The sequence below is a fragment of the Streptomyces umbrinus genome, assembly GCF_030817415.1.
Classification (GTDB): domain Bacteria; phylum Actinomycetota; class Actinomycetes; order Streptomycetales; family Streptomycetaceae; genus Streptomyces; species Streptomyces umbrinus_A.
Map to the genome: position 1 here is coordinate 12,042,655 of NZ_JAUSZI010000002.1, position 17,021 is coordinate 12,059,675.

At 70.0% G+C, this 17,021-nt stretch carries 15 protein-coding genes and 4 pseudogenes; 10 read left to right on the top strand and 9 right to left on the bottom strand.

What is annotated here, in order from left to right:
- Positions 1 to 327: 327 nt before the first annotated feature.
- From QF035_RS53870 to QF035_RS53880, 3 genes are all read left to right on the top strand, one after another.
- Complete coding sequence (locus QF035_RS53870; RefSeq protein WP_307530432.1) at positions 328 to 897, top strand: TetR/AcrR family transcriptional regulator; 570 nt, start codon at positions 328 to 330, stop codon at positions 895 to 897.
- A gap of 426 nt (positions 898 to 1,323) precedes the next feature.
- Positions 1,324 to 2,202, top strand: coding sequence for an alpha/beta fold hydrolase (locus QF035_RS53875; protein WP_307530434.1), 879 nt, complete (start codon positions 1,324 to 1,326; stop codon positions 2,200 to 2,202).
- A 104-nt stretch (positions 2,203 to 2,306) separates the two neighbouring features.
- Positions 2,307 to 3,983, top strand: a complete 1,677-nt coding sequence (locus QF035_RS53880; protein ID WP_307530436.1) for a CocE/NonD family hydrolase — start codon at positions 2,307 to 2,309, stop codon at positions 3,981 to 3,983.
- 329 nt (positions 3,984 to 4,312) lie between these two features.
- Here the strand turns inward: QF035_RS53880 and QF035_RS56360 are convergent.
- Positions 4,313 to 4,715, bottom strand: a pseudogene (locus tag QF035_RS56360) (ISAzo13 family transposase); the annotation flags it as partial.
- 271 nt (positions 4,716 to 4,986) lie between these two features.
- Positions 4,987 to 5,778 carry an IclR family transcriptional regulator gene (locus QF035_RS53890; RefSeq protein WP_307530439.1) on the bottom strand — a complete coding sequence of 264 codons (792 nt, stop codon included), beginning with the start codon at positions 5,776 to 5,778 and terminating at the stop codon, positions 4,987 to 4,989.
- A gap of 115 nt (positions 5,779 to 5,893) precedes the next feature.
- On the opposite strand from QF035_RS53890, the gene QF035_RS53895 reads away from it, so the two are divergent.
- The 6 genes and pseudogenes from QF035_RS53895 to QF035_RS53920 form a co-directional block, all read left to right on the top strand.
- Positions 5,894 to 6,847 (top strand): 5-dehydro-4-deoxyglucarate dehydratase, encoded by a 954-nt coding sequence (locus QF035_RS53895; protein WP_307530441.1) that lies wholly within the window; start codon positions 5,894 to 5,896, stop codon positions 6,845 to 6,847.
- A gap of 38 nt (positions 6,848 to 6,885) precedes the next feature.
- Positions 6,886 to 7,029, top strand: a pseudogene (locus tag QF035_RS53900) (glucarate dehydratase); the annotation flags it as partial.
- Positions 7,030 to 7,248: 219 nt separating this feature from the next.
- Entirely contained in the window at positions 7,249 to 8,268 is a 1,020-nt protein-coding gene (locus QF035_RS53905; protein WP_307530443.1) for a tripartite tricarboxylate transporter substrate binding protein, read from the top strand.
- 3 nt (positions 8,269 to 8,271) lie between these two features.
- Entirely contained in the window at positions 8,272 to 8,709 is a 438-nt protein-coding gene (locus QF035_RS53910) for a tripartite tricarboxylate transporter TctB family protein (protein WP_266818017.1), read from the top strand.
- 24 nt (positions 8,710 to 8,733) lie between these two features.
- Positions 8,734 to 10,338, top strand: a complete 1,605-nt coding sequence (locus QF035_RS53915; protein ID WP_307530447.1) for a tripartite tricarboxylate transporter permease — start codon at positions 8,734 to 8,736, stop codon at positions 10,336 to 10,338.
- 176 nt (positions 10,339 to 10,514) lie between these two features.
- A pseudogene (locus QF035_RS53920) lies at positions 10,515 to 10,712 on the top strand (IS110 family transposase); the annotation flags it as partial.
- Between the two features lie 99 nt (positions 10,713 to 10,811).
- On the opposite strand, the gene QF035_RS53925 reads toward QF035_RS53920, so the two are convergent.
- Positions 10,812 to 11,639 carry an SDR family NAD(P)-dependent oxidoreductase gene (locus tag QF035_RS53925; RefSeq protein ID WP_307530448.1) on the bottom strand — a complete coding sequence of 276 codons (828 nt, stop codon included), beginning with the start codon at positions 11,637 to 11,639 and terminating at the stop codon, positions 10,812 to 10,814.
- A 41-nt stretch (positions 11,640 to 11,680) separates the two neighbouring features.
- The gene (locus QF035_RS53930) at positions 11,681 to 12,526 is read right to left on the bottom strand and encodes an LLM class F420-dependent oxidoreductase (protein WP_307530450.1); all 846 of its coding nucleotides are present in this window, start codon (positions 12,524 to 12,526) and stop codon (positions 11,681 to 11,683) included.
- 185 nt (positions 12,527 to 12,711) lie between these two features.
- On the opposite strand from QF035_RS53930, the gene QF035_RS53935 reads away from it, so the two are divergent.
- A complete protein-coding gene (locus QF035_RS53935; RefSeq protein WP_307530452.1) occupies positions 12,712 to 13,650 on the top strand; it encodes an AraC family transcriptional regulator in 939 nt (312 codons plus the stop codon).
- On the opposite strand, the pseudogene QF035_RS53945 reads toward QF035_RS53935, so the two are convergent.
- The 5 genes and pseudogenes from QF035_RS53945 to QF035_RS53965 all read right to left on the bottom strand — a co-directional run bounded on the left by QF035_RS53945 (position 13,651) and on the right by QF035_RS53965 (position 17,018).
- Positions 13,651 to 14,369 (bottom strand): annotated as a pseudogene (locus tag QF035_RS53945) (citryl-CoA lyase). It lies immediately after the preceding gene.
- Positions 14,362 to 15,540 carry a CaiB/BaiF CoA transferase family protein gene (locus tag QF035_RS53950; protein WP_307530458.1) on the bottom strand — a complete coding sequence of 393 codons (1,179 nt, stop codon included), beginning with the start codon at positions 15,538 to 15,540 and terminating at the stop codon, positions 14,362 to 14,364. The pseudogene QF035_RS53945 and the gene QF035_RS53950 overlap by 8 nt, the downstream one beginning before the upstream one ends.
- A 3-nt stretch (positions 15,541 to 15,543) precedes the next feature.
- Complete coding sequence (locus tag QF035_RS53955; protein ID WP_307530460.1) at positions 15,544 to 15,900, bottom strand: hypothetical protein; 357 nt, start codon at positions 15,898 to 15,900, stop codon at positions 15,544 to 15,546.
- Complete coding sequence (locus QF035_RS53960) at positions 15,897 to 16,439, bottom strand: amidohydrolase family protein (RefSeq protein ID WP_307530463.1); 543 nt, start codon at positions 16,437 to 16,439, stop codon at positions 15,897 to 15,899. Before QF035_RS53960 ends, QF035_RS53955 begins: the two co-directional genes overlap by 4 nt.
- A 57-nt stretch (positions 16,440 to 16,496) precedes the next feature.
- Positions 16,497 to 17,018, bottom strand: a complete 522-nt coding sequence (locus QF035_RS53965; protein WP_307530465.1) for a hypothetical protein — start codon at positions 17,016 to 17,018, stop codon at positions 16,497 to 16,499.
- Positions 17,019 to 17,021: the final 3 nt, after the last annotated feature.

Genomic DNA, 17,021 nt, shown 5'->3' on the forward strand with positions numbered 1-17,021 from the left:
CCTTCGCGCGCGTCCTCCCAGAGTTCGAAGCCGCTGCGGCAGAGATCCTCTACAACGGCGCCCAGTGGGCGCGGGCCTGGCCAGGGGCTGGGTGAGGATGACCGTCGGCCTCATCGCGGCCGCACTCTCCGGCTTCGGGGGTGACGGGCGGCCGCCAGGGGCTGCACCGCTTCCCCGCCCGGACGAAGCCTCAGAAGACCGTCGCCCCGGCGTAGCGGAACCGTACTCACATGCCCGCCCGGCCCGTGGGCGGCGCGAAGAGCGCCCCGGTAAAGCGTCGTAAACCGATCGGTTTTCGTTTTGTCCACATCGAGTTGACCTCGCGGTATGACCACCGTAGTGAAGTCAAGTACCAGAGAGCGGCTGCTGGAGGCGGCGGCCACGCTCACCTACCGAGGCGGTGTCGGCATCGGCGTCGAGGCGCTGTGCAAGGCGGCGGGGGTGTCGAAGCGTTCCCTGTACCAGCTGTTCGAGAGCAAGGACGAACTGCTGGCGGCGAGCCTGGGGGAGCGCGCCTCTGCCTTCGTGGCCGGGCTCCTGCCGACGGCGGACGACGGCCGGTCACCCCGCGAGCGGATCCTGCACGTCTTCGACCTGTTGGAGGGGCAGGCGGGTGCGCCCGACTTCCAAGGCTGTCGGTACCTGGCTGCTCAGATCGAGCTCAAAGACCAGAGCCACCCTGCAAGCCAGGTGGCCCACCGGGTCAAAGAGAATCTGACCGCCTTCTTCCGTGTCGAGGCCGAACGGGGCGGGGCAAGCCATCCCGACCTGCTGGCCCGGCAGCTCAGCCTGGTCTTCGACGGCGCCAGCGCCCGCGCGGGCATCGGAGCCGATAATCTGACAGGGCTCGTCACGCCCACCGTGACCACCCTGCTCGATGCGGCAGGCCTGCACTGACGCATCCCCTTTCGAGCAGGCGCCGAGACCGTGCCCTCCCCAGGCCCATGGCTCCCGCCCCTGATTCCCCGCAATCGAGGGGAACCCGGTGGCCGTAAGGGTGTTGACGGGCGTGCCGCGCGCCAGGAAGGGCGTCGTCTCGTCGATATCAGCGCCCAACAGCAGGTGCGCGGTTCCCCAGGGCCTCATCCAGTCAGCCCGGACCACTTGGCCGCATCGCCCTTGGCCTCGGCGGCGTATCGCTCCCGACCCTATTGCTGCGGATGGCAACCTCATCCTTGCGCTCGGAAACCGATCGGTTTACCGTGATGGAAACCGGTCGGTTTCTCAATGAGTCCAAGGGCTGGTCCGTGGTCACGCCCCCTTCGGGCGGGCCCTATCCGAATCACCTGTCCGCAGCAGTTCACACAAAGGGAAGCCAGCGAGATGCCCAGCCCAGAGCCACGTCCCACGATTCACATCCCGGGAACCACCAGCCACACCATCGCCCCGCGCGCAGGACACGGCAGCGACGAGGGGACCCTGCGTTACCTCAGAGCGGGCACCGGCGCTCCCGTGGTCCTGCTGCACACCGTGCGCACCCAGGCTGAGCACTTCCGCTCCCTCATCCCGCTGATCGCGGACCAGTACACCGTGTATGCCCTCGACCTGCCGGGGATGGGCTACTCCGAGATCGTGCCCGGGGCGTCGTACGACGAGCCGGCCATGCGTGCGGGCGTCAAGCGGCTCCTGACCGAACTCGACCTCCACGACGTGACCCTGGTCGGGGAGTCCATGGGGGCGGTGCTCGCCCTGACCACCGCGGCCGACCTGCCCGAGCGGGTCCGGCGCGTCGTCGCGGTGAACGCGTACGACTTCCGCGGCGGTATCGCCCGGTCCAGTCTTCTCGCCCGTGTGGTGGTCAGCGGTGTCCTCGCTCCGGGGGTGGGCGCGGTGGTCGCCGGGGTGGAGCCCAAGCCCGTCGTCCGCAGGATCCTGCAGGGCGGCGTGGTCGACAAAACCGCGCTGCGGGAGGACTACCTCGACGAACTCCTCCAGGTGGGCAGCCGCCCCGGCTACCCGAGCGTCGCCCGGGCCGTGTACCAGAGCATGCCCAGCCTCATCGCCGCCCGCTCGCGCTACCCGGAGGTCAAGGCACCCGTCCACCTCGTCTACGGGGAGAAGGACTGGTCGCGGCCCTCGGACCGGCAAGCCGACAAGGAGCTGCTGCCGGCCGCCGATTTCACGCAGGTGCCGGGAGCAGGCCACTTCATCGCATTGGAACGGCCCGACCTGCTGGCCGACCTGCTGAACGCGGTGGCGTGACCGCCCCGAAAGCGCTGTAGTCACCCCCGTTCGGGTGTAGTGCGGGACGGGGACCACGCTCGACCATGTGTCTGACAGCGTCGTGGCATGCAAAGGAGCAGCGCGTGGCGGAGATACGGATCGAGTTCGATGTTCCGGCGGAGATGCGTGACGGCACGGTGCTGCGCGCGGATGTCTACCGGCCCGGAGGTACGGGGCCGTGGCCGGCGTTGCTGGCCCGGCTGCCGTATGGCAAGCAGACCCCGATGATGGGCGTCGTACTCGATCCGCTGGCCGCGGCCAGGCGTGGCTTCATGGTGGTCATCCAGGACACCCGGGGTCGGTTCGCCTCCGAGGGCGAGTGGGAGCCGTGGACGTACGAGGGGAGCGACGGCTACGACACCGTGCGGTGGGCCGCCGCGCTGCCCGGCTCGAACGGTTCCGTCGGCATGATCGGCGGCAGCTACTTCGGCAACACCCAGTGGATGGCGGCGCTGTCGAAGCCGCCGGAGCTGAAGGCCATCGCGCCGATGATCACCTGGTCCGATCCGGAGGACGGTCTGTGGACGCGCGGCGGCGCGATCGAGCTCGGCATCACCGCGCCCTGGACCCTGCTGCAGGGCGCCGACACGCTGATGCGCCGTCACCGCACCGACCTCGACGGACTCGTGAGCGGCGTCACCGGACTCGTACGGGATCTGGACGGTCTGGCGCGCGGCGGTTACGGGGAGCTGCCCGCCGGGCGGTTTCCCGCGTTCGCCCGGCACGATCTGCCCGAGCTGGGCTACGAGCGTTCCCGGCGGGAGCCCGAGTGGGCGCGGTCCTGTACTGTCGCGGGCCGCCACGACGAGGTCGACCTGCCCACCTTCCAACTCGGCGGCTGGTACGACATCTTCACCCAGGGCACGCTCGACAACTTCACCGCCATGCGCCGGGCCGGCCGCTCCGCCACGCTGATCATGGGCCCGTGGAGCCACACCAACTGGCAGCACGTCGTGGGTGACGTCAACTTCGGATTCGCTGCGCACTCCGAGTTCATGGGCATGCGGGGACGCGTGCACGACCTGCAGTTCGACTGGTTCGCGCGCACGCTCGGCGAGGGGGCGGCGCTGGAGCCGGACACGGGCACGGTGTTGCTGTTCGTGATGGGGACCAACCAGTGGCGCGAGGAGACGGAATGGCCCCTGTCGCGGGCGGTGGACACGGACTTCCACCTACGCGCCGACGGACGCCTGACGCAGGAGCCGCCGTCCGCGGCCGAGCGGGCCGAGGAGTTCACCTACGACCCGATGGACCCGGTGCCCACGACCGGCGGCGCGCTCCTGATGTCCGACGAGTTCCGTCCCGGGCCGCTCGACCAGACGGCCGTGGAGGGACGCGAGGACGTCCTGGTCTTCACCACCGAACCGCTCACCGAGGACGTCGAGGTGACCGGCCGCGTCCGGGCGGTGCTCTTCGCCGCCACGGACGGACCCTCGACCGACTGGGTGGCACGCCTGTGCGACGTCGACGAGAACGGTGTCTCCCGCAATGTGGCCGACGGCATCGTGCGGGTGCGTGCGGCGACACCGGGCGAGGCGACCGAACACGTCGTGGACCTGTGGTCGACCAGCATCGTCTTCCGGACGGGTCACCGGATACGGGTTCAGGTCACCTCCAGCAACTTCCCCCGCTGGGACCGCAACCTCAACACGGGTGAGCCCGAGGAGAGCGCGACCACGGCCCGAGTGGCCCGGCAGCAGGTCTTCCACGATCCCGCCCGGCCGTCCCGCATCATCCTGCCCGTGGTGCCTCCAGCCTGACCGGGAGCGATGGGAGAGCCCGCCGATCCGTTGCTCCGGTGGGCAAGGGCGCCGAAGTAGCCATGTCGGCTCGGTCGAAGGGCGGCAGGCATCCTGCGGCGGAGGCGATGACCTCCCACGGGCGCCTGCCCCTCGGCAAACGCCGCGGTGAAGATTCCTCGGTCAGCAGACCGACCAGGTCCGCGACCCCTCCCCGGCAGCCCGCCGCGCCGCCGCCGTCGTCGCTGCCGTTCAGCGTCTCTTTCCTGCCGCCGCAGGCGACGCCGGCGGCGGGGCTGAGGGCTGATCGATCGACATCGGCATCAGCCCGGCCGCATCCCTCGCCTGTGGTGATAGTCGAGGATCTCGGTGATCAGGACCGTCGTGGCCGCACGCCGGGCTCGCAGCAATGCGGTCGGCACGCGGTGGTGGTACTCGAGTTGACCGATTCCGCTAGCTGATGGGCGCAGGCGGGGATGTCCGGTGTGCCGGGTCAGGTCACGGTCGGCAACCATCTGCCAGTCGTCGGCGATCTGGTCGATCAGGGAGTCCAATTCCCGGCGGGGCACGCCGGTCAGGCCGGATCCGGCGGCCAGGCGGTGGCTCCGGGGCCGGGGCCGGGGCCGGGTGGAGTGTGTGGTTCCAGTCGCCGTGGAAGTTGTCGCGGGCCAGCGCAAGAACGGCGACCTGCAAGGGGGCCGGGTTCTGCCCGGTGAGGTAGCGGCGGGTGTCTGGCTCGGCTCGTACTCGCAGTCGGACTTGGTCGTGGCGCTGCCGGATCTCCAGCGGGGTGGGGTAGTCCCAGGTCGGGTGCTTCCGCAGCTGCCGGCGGTTGTAGCAGGTCTCGATGACTACGTTGCCCAATTCGGCGGATTTTCAATTGATCACCCTCCCGATGGTCATCCAGAGGGACGATCCTGCTGGTCACGGGCGGTCCGGATGGATCGAAGCGGCCCCTTTTCGAGCTGGGGGTGACGGCGATGTCGATCGGGGCGACTCGTGGCTGTCCCGTCCGGCGAACGCCCTACGGCATCGTGTGGTCGATCGGCGCCATCCGCTCGATCGACAGCCGGGTGAGTCGCATGGCCTCGATGAGTTCCTCGGTCCTCGCGGGGTTGAGCCGGTCGATGGGGATCGAGCAGCTGATCGCGTCGATCGGGGGTGTGGTGAACCGGAGTGAGAATCCGTAGCAGACGACGCCGACGAAGTTCTCCTCGTTGTCGATGGCGTATCCGCGCTCGGCGGTGGCCCGTAGGTCCTTGATCAGAGCGTCGTGGTCGGCGTGGGTGTTCGGTGTGAGGGGCTTCAGCGTGTCGGGGACATGGTCGGCCAGGTCGGTGTCCAGCCGCTCGGCGAGCAGCGCCTTGCCCAGTGCCGTGCTGAATGCCGGGAGCCGGCGGCCGACCCGGCTGAAGGGGCGGAGGTACTGGCTGGATTCGTGCGTCGCGAGATAGACGATGTCCGTGCGGTCCAGTCGCCCGTAGTGGATGGTCTCGTCGAGCCTGGCGCTCAGGTCGTTGATCAGCGGCTGGACGATGCGCAGATAAGGGTCCGCGTCCAGGTAGGTCGTCCCCGCGAGGAGGGCGCGGATGCCGACGCTGTAGAGCGTGCCGGAGGGATCGGTGCGGACCCAGCCGTGCTCCGTCAGGGTCCGCAGCAGAGCGTAGACGCTGCTGCGCGGGGCGCCGAGGGCCTCGCTGAGTTCTCGCAGCCGGGCGGGCCGGTTCTGCCGCGCGGCCAGGAGCTCGAGCAACTCGACCGTACGGGCTGCCGACTTCACGCCCCGTACGCCACTGACCGCCTCAGGCTCACTCATCGCCATCCCTTCCGAACGCACTCGAAGAATTCTTGCACCGATGCTTGACGGTTATCAGCCATGTAGCCATGCTCTCCATCACAAGACAACTGTCTACATACGGAGACAGGCGCGCATGGAGACGAGTCGGGATATCGAGCGTGACCGCGAGACGGCGGATCGGCTGCGCAAAGGGATGGCGCAGGGTGTCCTGTCCTTCCCGCTGACGTCCTTCGACGCCGAAGGCGGCCTCGACCTCGACGGCTTCCGCACCCACCTGGCTGCGCAGCTCGCCGCCGGACCGGGTGCCGTCTTCGTCGCCTGCGGAACCGGTGAGTTCTTCTCGCTGTCCGCCGAGGAGTACCACGCCGTCGTACGCACCGCCGTCGAGGTCGCGGCGGGACAGGTCCCGGTGGTGGCCGGCGTCGGGTACGGCTGGTCGCTCGGGCTGCAGTTCGCCCGGCTCGCGGAGGGGGCCGGCGCGGACGCCGGGCTGCTCATGCCGCACTACCTCATCTCCGCCCCGCAGCGCGGATATGTGGACCATGTCCGCGCGGTGGCGGGCGGCTCGCCCCTTCCCCTGATCGTCTACCAGCGCGGGCAGGTCAAGCTGAGCACCGCCGCGGCCAGGGAACTCGCCACGGTCGACGGCGTCATCGGCCTCAAGGACGGGCACGGCGACCTCGACCAGATGCAGCGGCTGCGGCTGGTGGCGCCCGGCGACTGGCTGTTCTTCAACGGCGTGGCCACCGCCGAGATGCAGGCACGGGCGTACGCGAGCATCGGCATCCCCGCCTACTCCTCGGCGGTCCACGCCTTCGCACCCGAGATCGCGGGCGCCTTCTACGCGGCGCACCGGGCCGAAGACCACCCAAGAATGGAACACCTGCTGAGGGAGTTCTACCTGCCCCTCGTCGAACTGCGCGACCAGGGCACGGGTTATGCGGTGTCCCTGGTCAAGGCGGCGGCCCGGCTCCGCGGAGCCCCGGTCGGCCCGGTCCGCGCGCCCCTTATGGAACCGGCCCCTGACCACCTGGGGCAGCTCGAGGCCCTCCTGCACACCGGCCTGGCGCTCGCAACGGACAGGTGAGGAAGTGAGGGAACGTCGTGCTCAGCAGCGCGCCTCGCATCGTCAAGGTGACCGTCACCCCCATCCTCATCAGTGACCCGCCGCTGTTCAACTTCCTTGGTGCGCATCAGCCGTACACACCCGGCAGCATCGTCAAGACAGAGACCTCCGACGGCGTCGTCGGCATCGGTGAGACCTACGGCAGCCGCGACCACCCCGACGAGGAGATCGCGGCCGTCCACGCCCTGGTGCCAGCCCGCCTGCACGACCAGCCCGCCTGCACGAACGGTTCAACCGGACGCCGCAGTGCCACGACTGCGACGACGTCGCGGCCATGCGGCGCAAGCACCCCGACTGGACGCAGCCACCGCTCCCGCGGTGGTGACCCCGGCCGGCCAGAACCCCACCCATGAAGGAGAACAATGATGTTCCAGGCCCGACTGCGCCAGGGCCGGCACCTCGCCGGCGCGGCTGTCTGCGCCGCTGCGCTTCTCACCCTGACCTCGTGCGGAGGGGTCCAGGGCGGCGGGGGCAGCGGCGAAGACGCCGAGAACTATCCCACCAAGACCGTGGAGTGGACCGCGCCTTCCGACCCGGGTGGCAGCACCGACCTGATATCGCGCGCCGCCGCCAAGGCGTTGGAGGACCCGCTGGGGCGGTCCGTTGTGGTGGAGAACAAGGCCGGCGCCAACGGCGCCGTGGGCGGCAAGGAGATCCTGGGCCGCGAGCCAGACGGCTACAGCCTGGTCATGCTCTTCCAGTCGCTCATGTCGATCGGCCCGCACACCGTCGTCGACGATGACCCGATCAAGATGTCCGACATGGACGTCATCTCCGGGCTGACCGTGGAGGACTACGTCCTGGTCGTCCCGGCGCAGTCGGACGTCGAGACCCTCGACGACCTGCTCGCGAAGAAGTCGGTCAAGTACGGCACCACCGGTGCCGGCACCGGCAGTGAGCTGGCACAGGCCCTCCTCTTCGGCGACGCCGGCGTCAAAGCCAGCGGCATCCCGTTCGACGGCGGCGCGCCCACAGTGACCGCGCTGCTGGGCAGCCAGGTGGACGTCGGGGCCGTCCATGTGGCCGAGGCCGCTCCCCATCTGACGTCCGAAAAGCTGCGTCCACTGGCGGTCTTCGCCAAGGAGCGCATCGACTTCCTGCCCGACGTGCCCACCGCTGTCGAGTCCGGCCACGACGTCGTCGTGGACCAGCGCCGCTGGGTCGCCGGCCCGGCAGGACTGCCGGACAACGTCGTCTCCGAGCTGCGAGCGGCGCTGAAGAAGGCCTTCAAGGATCCGGAGTACGGCAAGTTCCTGGAGAACAACTACATCGGCCGCTGGGAGGCCTCGCCGGATGCCGTCGTCAAGCAGGTCGAGGCCGCCAAGGTGCGCTACGGCGAGCTCATCGACAGGTTCGATCTGGACCTGAAGAGCGAGGGCTGAGGCATGAGGACCCAGGCACGACTGGGGGCGCTGGTGCCGCTCGGTATCGGCGCCCTCGCCGCCCTGGCGGCCGTATCTATGGGACTGGGATCGCCCGCCGACCCCGGCCCCGGGCTGTGGCCCCTGATCGTGAGCCTCGCCATGGTGACGCTGTCCGCCTCGCTGCTCCTCAATCCCGGCGCGGACACCGAGCAGGAACCGTTCAGCCGGCAAACCGCCGTGGTGGCCCTGGGAGCCCTGTCGCTGGTCGCGTACACCCTGCTCATCGAGCAGGTGGGCTTCGAGGTCATGACGGTGCTCCTGCTGGTGCTGTGGATGCGCGGCTTCGGCCGGGACAGCTGGCGGCTCAGCCTGGCCGTGGCGCTGGCCGCGTGTGCGGCGTCCTATCTGCTCTTCATCGTCGCACTGGGCGTCTCGCTGCCTCATCTCGTCGCGTTCTGATCCCTCGACACCTGTGAGAACCCGATGGACTTCCTCGCTCCCGCCCTGGACGGCTTCGGCGTGGTCTTCGAGCCGCAGAACCTGCTGTACTGCCTGATCGGGGTGACCCTCGGCATGCTGGTCGGCGTGCTGCCCGGCCTCGGCCCGGCCGCCACCATCGCCATCCTGCTGCCGGTCACGTACACCCTCGAACCGGCCTCGGCGATCATCCTGCTCGCCGGCATCTTCTACGGCGCCCAGTACGGCGGTACGGTCACCTCGGTGCTGCTCCGCCTGCCCGGAGAGGCCTCGACGGTGGTGACCGCCATCGACGGCTACGAGATGGCCCGAAAGGGCCGGGCCGGAGCCGCGCTCGGCATCGCCGCGATCGCCTCCTTCATCGGCGGCACCGTAGGCATCGTCGCACTGACCGTGGCGGCCCCGTTGGTGGCGGGCTGGGCTCTGGCCTTCGGCCCGCCGGAGTACGCCGCGCTCGCGCTGCTCGGCATCCTGATGATCTCCACCCTGAGCACCGGATCCCTGCGCCGCAGCCTCCTTGCCGGCAGCATCGGGCTGCTGCTCGCCACCGTGGGCCGCGACCCGCTCCTGGGCAGCGCTCGCTACACCTTCGGCAGCGACCAACTCGCCGACGGGCTCGACTTCGTCATCCTCGCCATGGGCCTGTTCGGCATCGGCGAGATCCTGCACAGCCTCGAACGCCTCCGCCAAGGCGCCCCGCCGAAGCCCCGCGTCGGCCGGGCCCGGCCCAGCCGGGCGGAGTTCCTGCAGTCCAGGTGGGCGATCGCCCGGGGGACAGTGGTGGGCTTCTTCCTCGGCATCCTTCCCGGCGGCGGCGCCACGATGGCCTCGATGGTCGCGTACACGGTCGAGAAACGCTCCTCCAGGACGCCCGAGCAGTTCGGCAAGGGCGCGATCGAGGGGGTCGCGGGCCCAGAGGCGGCCAACAACACCGCCGCCACCTCCTCGTTCATCCCGCTGCTCACCCTCGGCATCCCGGCCAACGCGACCATGGCCGTCATGTTCGGCGCCCTGCTGCTGGCGGGCGTGACCCCGGGCCCGCAGATGATCGACGAACATCCCGAGGTGTTCTGGGGCGTCATCGACTCCATGTACATCGGGAACCTGTTCCTGATCATCCTCAGCATGCCGCTGATCGGGCTGTTCGTCCGCGTGCTGCGCGTCCGGGCCAGCATCCTGGCGCCGCTGACCGTGCTCATCACCATGATCGGCGTCTACACGATCCGCTCCAGCATGTTCGACATGCTCGCCGTGGTCGTACTGGGCGTCGTCGGCTACCTGATGAAGAAGGTCGGTCTGCCGCCTGGCCCGCTCGTCCTCGCCTTCGTGCTCGGCAGTCTGCTGGAGACCGACTTCCGGCGCTCGATGCGGATGTTCGACGGCGACGTGACCGGCTTCCTGGGCCGCCCCGTCTCCGCCACGCTGCTCGCCTTCGTCGTCGTCTTCACGGTCGCCGTACCCCTCCTCAGCCTCCGCAAGAAGCTCCGGCAGCCCGCACCTCCCGACACCCCCGCGACCGTCCCCCGCCCCGACACCACGACCACCCCGGACCACCCCCGCACGGCGGCCGAACCCGGCGGCCACAGCGAGGAGCCACAGCATCCGGGCTGAGCCCTGGACCGGGCCAGGCTGCTGTAGGGCACCGGGCCCCGCAATGGGATACCCGGCCTCCGGGCCCGGCATGACTGGCCCCCCGTTCCCTTGGGAGGCCGGGAAGGCTCTTCGTCATGTGGATGCCGGCAGCTGGTGCCGCAGGTGAGGCCGGGACGCACGACCGGAGTACCCACGTGATCGACACCAGTGACATCGGCGTCTTCCCCGGCCTGGACGTCGGCAAGGGCGAACACCACGCCACCGCCGTCACCCCGGCGGGGAAGAAAGCCTTCGACAAGCGGCTGCCCAACAGCGAACCCCAGCTGCGGGAACTCTTCGAGAAGCTGCAGGCCGAGCACGGCACCGTGCTCGTGATCAACTCCCGACCAGCACAACCACGACCTCACGACCTGTACGGCGATCTTCCCTCAGCGGAGCTGCATCCGATTCTTTTGGTGTGCGGGAAGGAGGACCGGAGAGGTCCGGCTCGGTCACGCGGCCTGTCCGCCCTGCGCCCGGATCGACAGGTCGCCCCAGTCGGCCCAGGTCTTGAGCCGGTCGGCGTAGACCTGCGGGAGCATGTGGTTGCCCTGGGTGCCGAAGAAGACGCGCAGCGGCGGGTTGTCGGAGTCGACGATCTCCAGCAGCGCCTCGCTTGCGGCGGTGGGGTCGCCGAAGTCGAGCCCCTGGACGAACGCGTCGAGTTGTTCACGAACGCCGTCGTAGGCGGGGTGGGCGGAGACGTGAACGGCGGAGGGACCGCCCCAGTCGGTGGCATAGGCGCCGGGCTCGACCAGTGTCACCTTGATGCCGAGGCCGGAGACCTCCTGGGCGAGCGATTCGGTCAGGCCCTCCAGGGCCCACTTGGAGGCGTGGTATCCACCGAGCAGCGGCCAGGCCGCCACACCGCCGGTGGAGGAGATCTGCACGACGTGGCCGGAGCCCTGCTCGCGCAGGTGGGGCAGCGCCGCCTGGGTGACCCACAGTGCGCCGAAGAAGTTCGTTTCCATCTGGTCGCGCAGTTGCCGTTCGGGCAGTTCCTCGACGGCGCCGAACAGGCCGTAGCCCGCGTTGTTGACGATCACGTCGAGGCGGCCGAAGTGATCGTGGGCCCGCTCGACACTCGTGAAGACCGCGGCCTTGTCGGTCACGTCCAGCTTCAGGAGAAGGATTGCCTCCCCGTGGGCCGTGACGAGGTCGGTCAGCGTGGTGGTGTCGCGTGCGGTGGCGGCCACTTTGTCGCCGCGGGACAGAGCGGCTTCGACGAAGCGGCGGCCGAAGCCGCGGGAGGCGCCGGTGACGAACCAGACCTTGCTCATGGGGTATTTCCTCTTCGGTTTCAGTGTCTCGTGGTGTTCGGTCAGTTGGAGAACGCGGCGGTCAGCGGAGCCACCTGGTCCAGGAAGCGGTGTACGGCCTCGGCGTCGGCCGGGGGCGCGTACAGCACCGCCCGGTTCACGCCGATGTCCCGCAGCTCCGCCAGGTGCGCGGGCTCCGGCTCGGCCCCGAAGACGGTCACCGGCACGTCATCGGCGCGTCCGGCCGCACGTCCCGCGGCACGCAACTTCGCGACGCGCTCGGCCAGTTCGGCCACCGGCATGCCGGCGTGCGGCATCCACTCGTCGCCGAAGTCGAGCACCCGGCTCGCCACGAGGGGCCCGGAACCGCCCACCAGAACCGGCGGGCCGGACGGCCGGTGGGGCTTGGGCCAGGACCACAGGGGTCCGAAGCGCACGTGCTCGCCGTGGAACTCGGCGACGTCGTCCTCCCAGATCCGGCGCATCGCCTTCACCCGCTCGGCCATGACACTCCAACGACGCCCCGGATCGGTGCCGTGATGGGCGATCTCCTCGCTGATCCATCCGGCGCCCACCCCGAACAGCACACGTCCGCCCGACAGGGCGTCCAGGCTGGCCACCGCTTTGGCGGTGACGATCGGGTCGCGCTGGGGCACCAGACAGATGCCGGCGCCCACCCGCAGGGACCGGGTGGCGGCCGCGGCATAGGTGAGAGCGACGAACAGATCGTGGGTGCGGGAGAAGTGCGCGGGCAGCTCCCCCACCTCGGCGCGCGTGCGCTCGGTGGCGGGCATGTGGGTGTGTTCGGGAAGGAACAGCGACTCGAAGCCGCGGTCCTCGACCGCACGCGCGAGTTCGTCGGGGCGGACGGCGAAGTCCGCGGGGAACATGGCAATGCCTAGTTTCATGCTTTCCGTCCTCGGTAGCAGGCGGCGCGCGCTCTTCCGGAGGTCGCGCGGGGCCGTCCTGCGCCGTCTTCGTCGGCAACCCTAGGCATCGGCGCCGAGAGCATCCATGACGGATGCCCTCAATAATTTGCCTCAGAGTCTCACTCGCCGATCCTCTGCATCATTCCGGCGTTAGGGTGTGGGGCATGGACGTGCTCGCCGACGTACTCGCCGCCACGGGCTTCAGGGGCGTGCTGCTCGCCCAGTTGCGGTCGTCCGGATCCGGGTGGGGCTGTGCCGTGGACCGGCTCGGCACCGCGGGGTTCCATGTCATCGCCGAGGGCGTCTGCTGGCTGCGGACCGGCGAGGCGCCACCGGTGCAGCTGGTGTCCGGGGACGTGGTGCTGTTGCCGCGCGGCACGCCGCACCGGCTGCTGGGGGCCCCCGACGAAGAGGCCCTCCCGTACGCGGAGTTGGAGGCCGCTCACCCGCCGGGCGGGGAGGGCGTGGTCGACCTGGGCGGGGCCGGGCCCGTCGTGCGGGTGGTGTGCGGCAAGTTCCACTACGCCGGCAATACCGACGGGCATCCGCTGCTGTCGGCGCTGCCGGAGGTCATCCATGTGCCCGGCATGAGCGCCGACCCCCACCTGCAGGATGTCGTCCGGATCCTCGCCACCGAGACGGCGGGCGGGCAGCCCGGCTCCCGGGCAGTGGCCACCCGTCTGACCGAGGTGCTCTTCGTGCTCGCGATCCGCGCCTGGATCGAACGGGCCGATACCGCCACCGAGACGGGACCGTCCTGGCTGACCGCCCTGCGCGACCCGCGCATCGGGACCGCCCTGTCACTGATGCACGAAGAGCCGCACCGAGACTGGACGGTGGAGAGCCTGGCCCGCACCGTCACGATGTCCCGCCCGGCCTTCGCCCGCCAGTTCAAGGAGGTGGTGGGCCACACCCCACTGGCCTACCTCGCGCGCGTGCGGATCGACCGGGCCGCCCGCCTGCTGCGCGACACCGACAATCCGGTCGGCGACATCGCGCAAGCCGTCGGATACCGCTCCGAGTTCGCCTTCTCGCGGGCGTTCTCCCGGGAACAGGGCATCGCGCCCGGCCGCTACCGTCGTACGGCATCAGTGCCGTCCTGATCAACCGCTTGCTGAAGCTTCGCCTCCGTCGGCAGGGTGCGGCGGTACGGCGCGGTTGCCCCGGTCCACCGAGAGGAAGATGTCGTTCGCGACGGGGTTGCGGATCTCCTCGGCGAGCTGGCCGATGAGTCCGGCCGTGCGGGCGAGCAGGGCGAAGGCACGCAGCAGTTCCAGCGGGAGGCCGAGGTCGGCGAGCGCGGCGCCGCGGACGCCGGCGCCGTTCAACGGCAGTGTTCTGCCCAGAACTTGAGGGTGGATTCGGCCGATGGCCGCGAAGAGCAACAGGTGCGGACCGACCAGCTCTTCCTCGGCGGCGATGTGGAACAGCCTCGGTGTGCGGGGGTCTCGTCGGTCGGGGGGCCACCCCGCGCTGTCGACAGGGCGTCGTGGAGGAACCTGCCGCAGTCCTCGGTCACGCCGAGGAAGCGTGAGCCGCCGCCCAGGAGCCCGGCGGCGAGGGCGCCCTGGACCGAGTCGGGCGCCGACAGGTACGTCAGCCTGGTCGTGATCGCGGTCGGGGTGAAGCCGTGGTCGGCCAGGGCGGCGAGCACGGCCTCGAACACCCGTGTCTCCCCGGGGGTGGGTCGGCGCTGTGTGGCGAGCCAGAACGCCGGCTCGCCGAAGCCCACCTCGCCCATCACATCGGCCGCGAGGTCCTGGCCGAGCAGGGTGATCTTGTCCAGGGAGGACGCGCCGAGCGCGGTCGGGTACTCAGGCATCGTCGTCCTCCAGCAAGTCCTGCAGCCACTTGCGCAGTTCGGCCCCGTGCTCGTCCAGTTCGGGCGGGGGCAGGCGGTAGGCGGCGGGCGTCTCGGAGAAGCGGATCGGGTGCCGTGTCGTGGGTACGGCCCGGTCTCCCTCGCCGACCTCGACGACCGGGTCGAGTCCGAAGCTTTCGGCCATCGCGAAGCCGCCGTCGATGGTGTTGATCGGTCCGCAGGGGACCCCGGCGTCGACGAGCAGATCGAACCACTCCAGGGCGGTCCTCGTCTTGAGCCGTTCGAGCAGGAGGGGCCGGAGTTCCTCCCGTCGCTCGGTACGGTCGGCGTTGTGCCGGAAGCGGGGATCGTCGGCGGTCTCGGGGATCCCGAGTACTTCGCACAGCTTGCGGAACTGCCCGTCGTTGGCCGCGGTGACGATCAGGTCCTGGTCGGCCGTCGGCAGCGGTTCGTAGGGGAAGACGCTGGGGTGCGCGTTGCCCATCCGGTAGGGCACGGTGTCGCCGGCCACGTAGGAGGAGCTGTGGTTGACCAGCCCGGTCAGTGCCGACGAGAGCAGGTTCACCTCGACGAGCTGGCCCCGGCCGGTGGCGTCGCGGTGCCGCAGCGCGGCGAGGATGCCGAGGGCGGCGTGGTTGCCCGCCATCACGTCGAAGACGGAGATCCCCGCCCGGTACGGCGGCCCGTCCGGATCACCGGTGAGGCTCATCAGCCCGGAGATCGCCTGGACCATCAGGTCGTAGCCGGGTACGTTTCGGCCGGGTCCGGCTCCGAAACCACTGATCGACGCGTAGACCACGCCCGGGTTTTGGGTGCTCACCGACGCGTGGTCGAGGCCGTACCGGGCCAGTCCGCCCGGCTTGAAGTTCTCGATCACCACGTCCGCGCGCCGAGCGAGCTCCCTGGCCAGCCGCGCGTCCGCCTCGTCGCGGAAGTCGAGCGCGATCGACCGCTTCCCGCGGTTGATCCCGAGGTAGTAGGTCGACACACCGTCGCGCACCGGCGGCGTCCACGTGCGGGTGTCGTCCCCCTGGGGGCCCTCGACCTTCACCACGTCGGCCCCGAGATCGGCGAGCAGCATCGTCGCGTACGGACCGGCGAGGATGCGGGAGAAGTCCGCCACCAGCAGCCCGTCGAGCGGTCCGCGTGAGCCGCCTGAACCGCCGCTCATGGGCTACGCCCCCTCGTTCTGCACGGCGACGCCCTCGCCGCGGTACTCGCTGTAGGTGTACGGGTTCGAGATCACCTCGGTTGTCGGGATCTGCGGCTCCACGGCCTCGCGCCACGCGTCCTCGCCCATGGTGGTCCGCGCGTAGTCCACGGTCGCGGCGACGGCGGTGCGGGCCCGTTCCAGGTCGACGCCGACCAGTTCGTGCGCGTACTTCACCACGGTTCCGTTGACCAGCACGGTGTGCACGTCGGCGCGGGTGGCCTGGTAGACCACGTGCCCGTAGGGGTGCAGGATCGGGTACATCGCCGGGGACCGGTCGTTCTTGAGCAGGACGAGGTCGGCCTTCTTGCCCGGCGTCAACGAGCCGATGTTGTCGGCGAGCCCGTGCCTCCGGCGCCGCCGATCGTGGCCCACTCCACGACGTCCCGGGCCCGCAGGCTGTGGTGCACCACCGTCTCCCCGGCCGCGTGGGCTGCCATGTGCTCCCGCGTCCGGTCGGCCGACAGCGTGGCGCGCATCGCCGAGAACAGATCGGCGCTGAACCACACACTGGTGTCCATCGACAGTGACACGGGGATGCCATGGCGCCTCAGCCGCCAGGTGGGAGGGTAACCCTGGCCGGCGTTGTGCTCGCTCTCCGCCGACACCGAGACCGTGCCGCCCGAGGCGGCGATCCGGTGGTACGAGTCCTCGCTGAGCGTCGCCGCGTGGACATAGGTGACGTCGGGCGTCATGAACCCGTGGTCCCACATCAGACGTATGCCGTTGTCGTTCGTCGCGCCCCAGACGCCCGCGTGGGTGGTGACCGGCAGCCCGAGCTCGCGGGCCGCCTCGAACGCCGCCTTCTCGGGGAAGGCCTCGTCGCCGGTGACGTCGAAGGCGAGCTGCAGGCCCAGCATGTCGTCCCGCCCGGAGAAGTGGCGGTCGACGAAGGACCGGAATTCCTTCGAGTGGGTTCACTCCCAGGGGGCGCCGAGCAGGTTGCCGTAGGCCAGCACGAAGCGGCCCGGCACCGCGCGCAGCGATTCGACGGCCGCGTCCCCGTGCTCGGGCGTCTGCAGCCCGTGCGACCAGTCCACCGTGGTGGTCACACCCGCGTCGAGCGCCTCGATGCCGGACAGCAGGTTGCCGGCGTGGATGTCCTCGGGGCGGAAGATCTTGCCCCAGTTGAGGTAGTAGAAGACGAAGTACTGCGAGAGGGGCCAGTCGGCTCCGAGGCCGCGCAGCGCGGTCTGCCACATGTGCCGGTGGGTGTCGACCATGCCGGGCATGAGGATGCCGCCGGCGCAGTCCACCACCACGGCGTCGTCGGGTGCCTGAAGGTCCCTTCCGACCTGTTCGATCCGTTCACCGCGGACCAGCACGTCGCCGCGGTCGAGCAGGCCGATCGCGGGGTCCATGGACAGGACGGTCGCGTTGCGGAACAGGACGGGGCGTCCGGGGGTGAAGTCTTCCCGGCGTGGTTGTTCGATCGTCATGTG

Excerpts from the sequence above, each read along its gene's own strand:
- QF035_RS53935 (WP_307530452.1), top strand. The coding sequence starts at position 12,712 with ATGGACGTGCTCGCCGACGTACTCGCCGCCACGGGCTTCAGGGGCGTG.
- QF035_RS53965 (WP_307530465.1), bottom strand. The coding sequence starts at position 17,018 with ATGACGATCGAACAACCACGCCGGGAAGACTTCACCCCCGGACGCCCC.
- QF035_RS53895 (WP_307530441.1), top strand. The coding sequence starts at position 5,894 with ATGGAGACGAGTCGGGATATCGAGCGTGACCGCGAGACGGCGGATCGG.
- QF035_RS53875 (WP_307530434.1), top strand. The coding sequence starts at position 1,324 with ATGCCCAGCCCAGAGCCACGTCCCACGATTCACATCCCGGGAACCACC.
- QF035_RS53910 (WP_266818017.1), top strand. The coding sequence starts at position 8,272 with ATGAGGACCCAGGCACGACTGGGGGCGCTGGTGCCGCTCGGTATCGGC.
- QF035_RS53930 (WP_307530450.1), bottom strand. The coding sequence starts at position 12,526 with ATGAAACTAGGCATTGCCATGTTCCCCGCGGACTTCGCCGTCCGCCCC.
- QF035_RS53870 (WP_307530432.1), top strand. The coding sequence starts at position 328 with ATGACCACCGTAGTGAAGTCAAGTACCAGAGAGCGGCTGCTGGAGGCG.
- QF035_RS53960 (WP_307530463.1), bottom strand. The coding sequence starts at position 16,439 with ATGCTGGGCCTGCAGCTCGCCTTCGACGTCACCGGCGACGAGGCCTTC.
- QF035_RS53905 (WP_307530443.1), top strand. The coding sequence starts at position 7,249 with ATGATGTTCCAGGCCCGACTGCGCCAGGGCCGGCACCTCGCCGGCGCG.
- QF035_RS53950 (WP_307530458.1), bottom strand. The coding sequence starts at position 15,540 with ATGAGCGGCGGTTCAGGCGGCTCACGCGGACCGCTCGACGGGCTGCTG.
- QF035_RS53890 (WP_307530439.1), bottom strand. The coding sequence starts at position 5,778 with ATGAGTGAGCCTGAGGCGGTCAGTGGCGTACGGGGCGTGAAGTCGGCA.
- QF035_RS53925 (WP_307530448.1), bottom strand. The coding sequence starts at position 11,639 with ATGAGCAAGGTCTGGTTCGTCACCGGCGCCTCCCGCGGCTTCGGCCGC.
- QF035_RS53915 (WP_307530447.1), top strand. The coding sequence starts at position 8,734 with ATGGACTTCCTCGCTCCCGCCCTGGACGGCTTCGGCGTGGTCTTCGAG.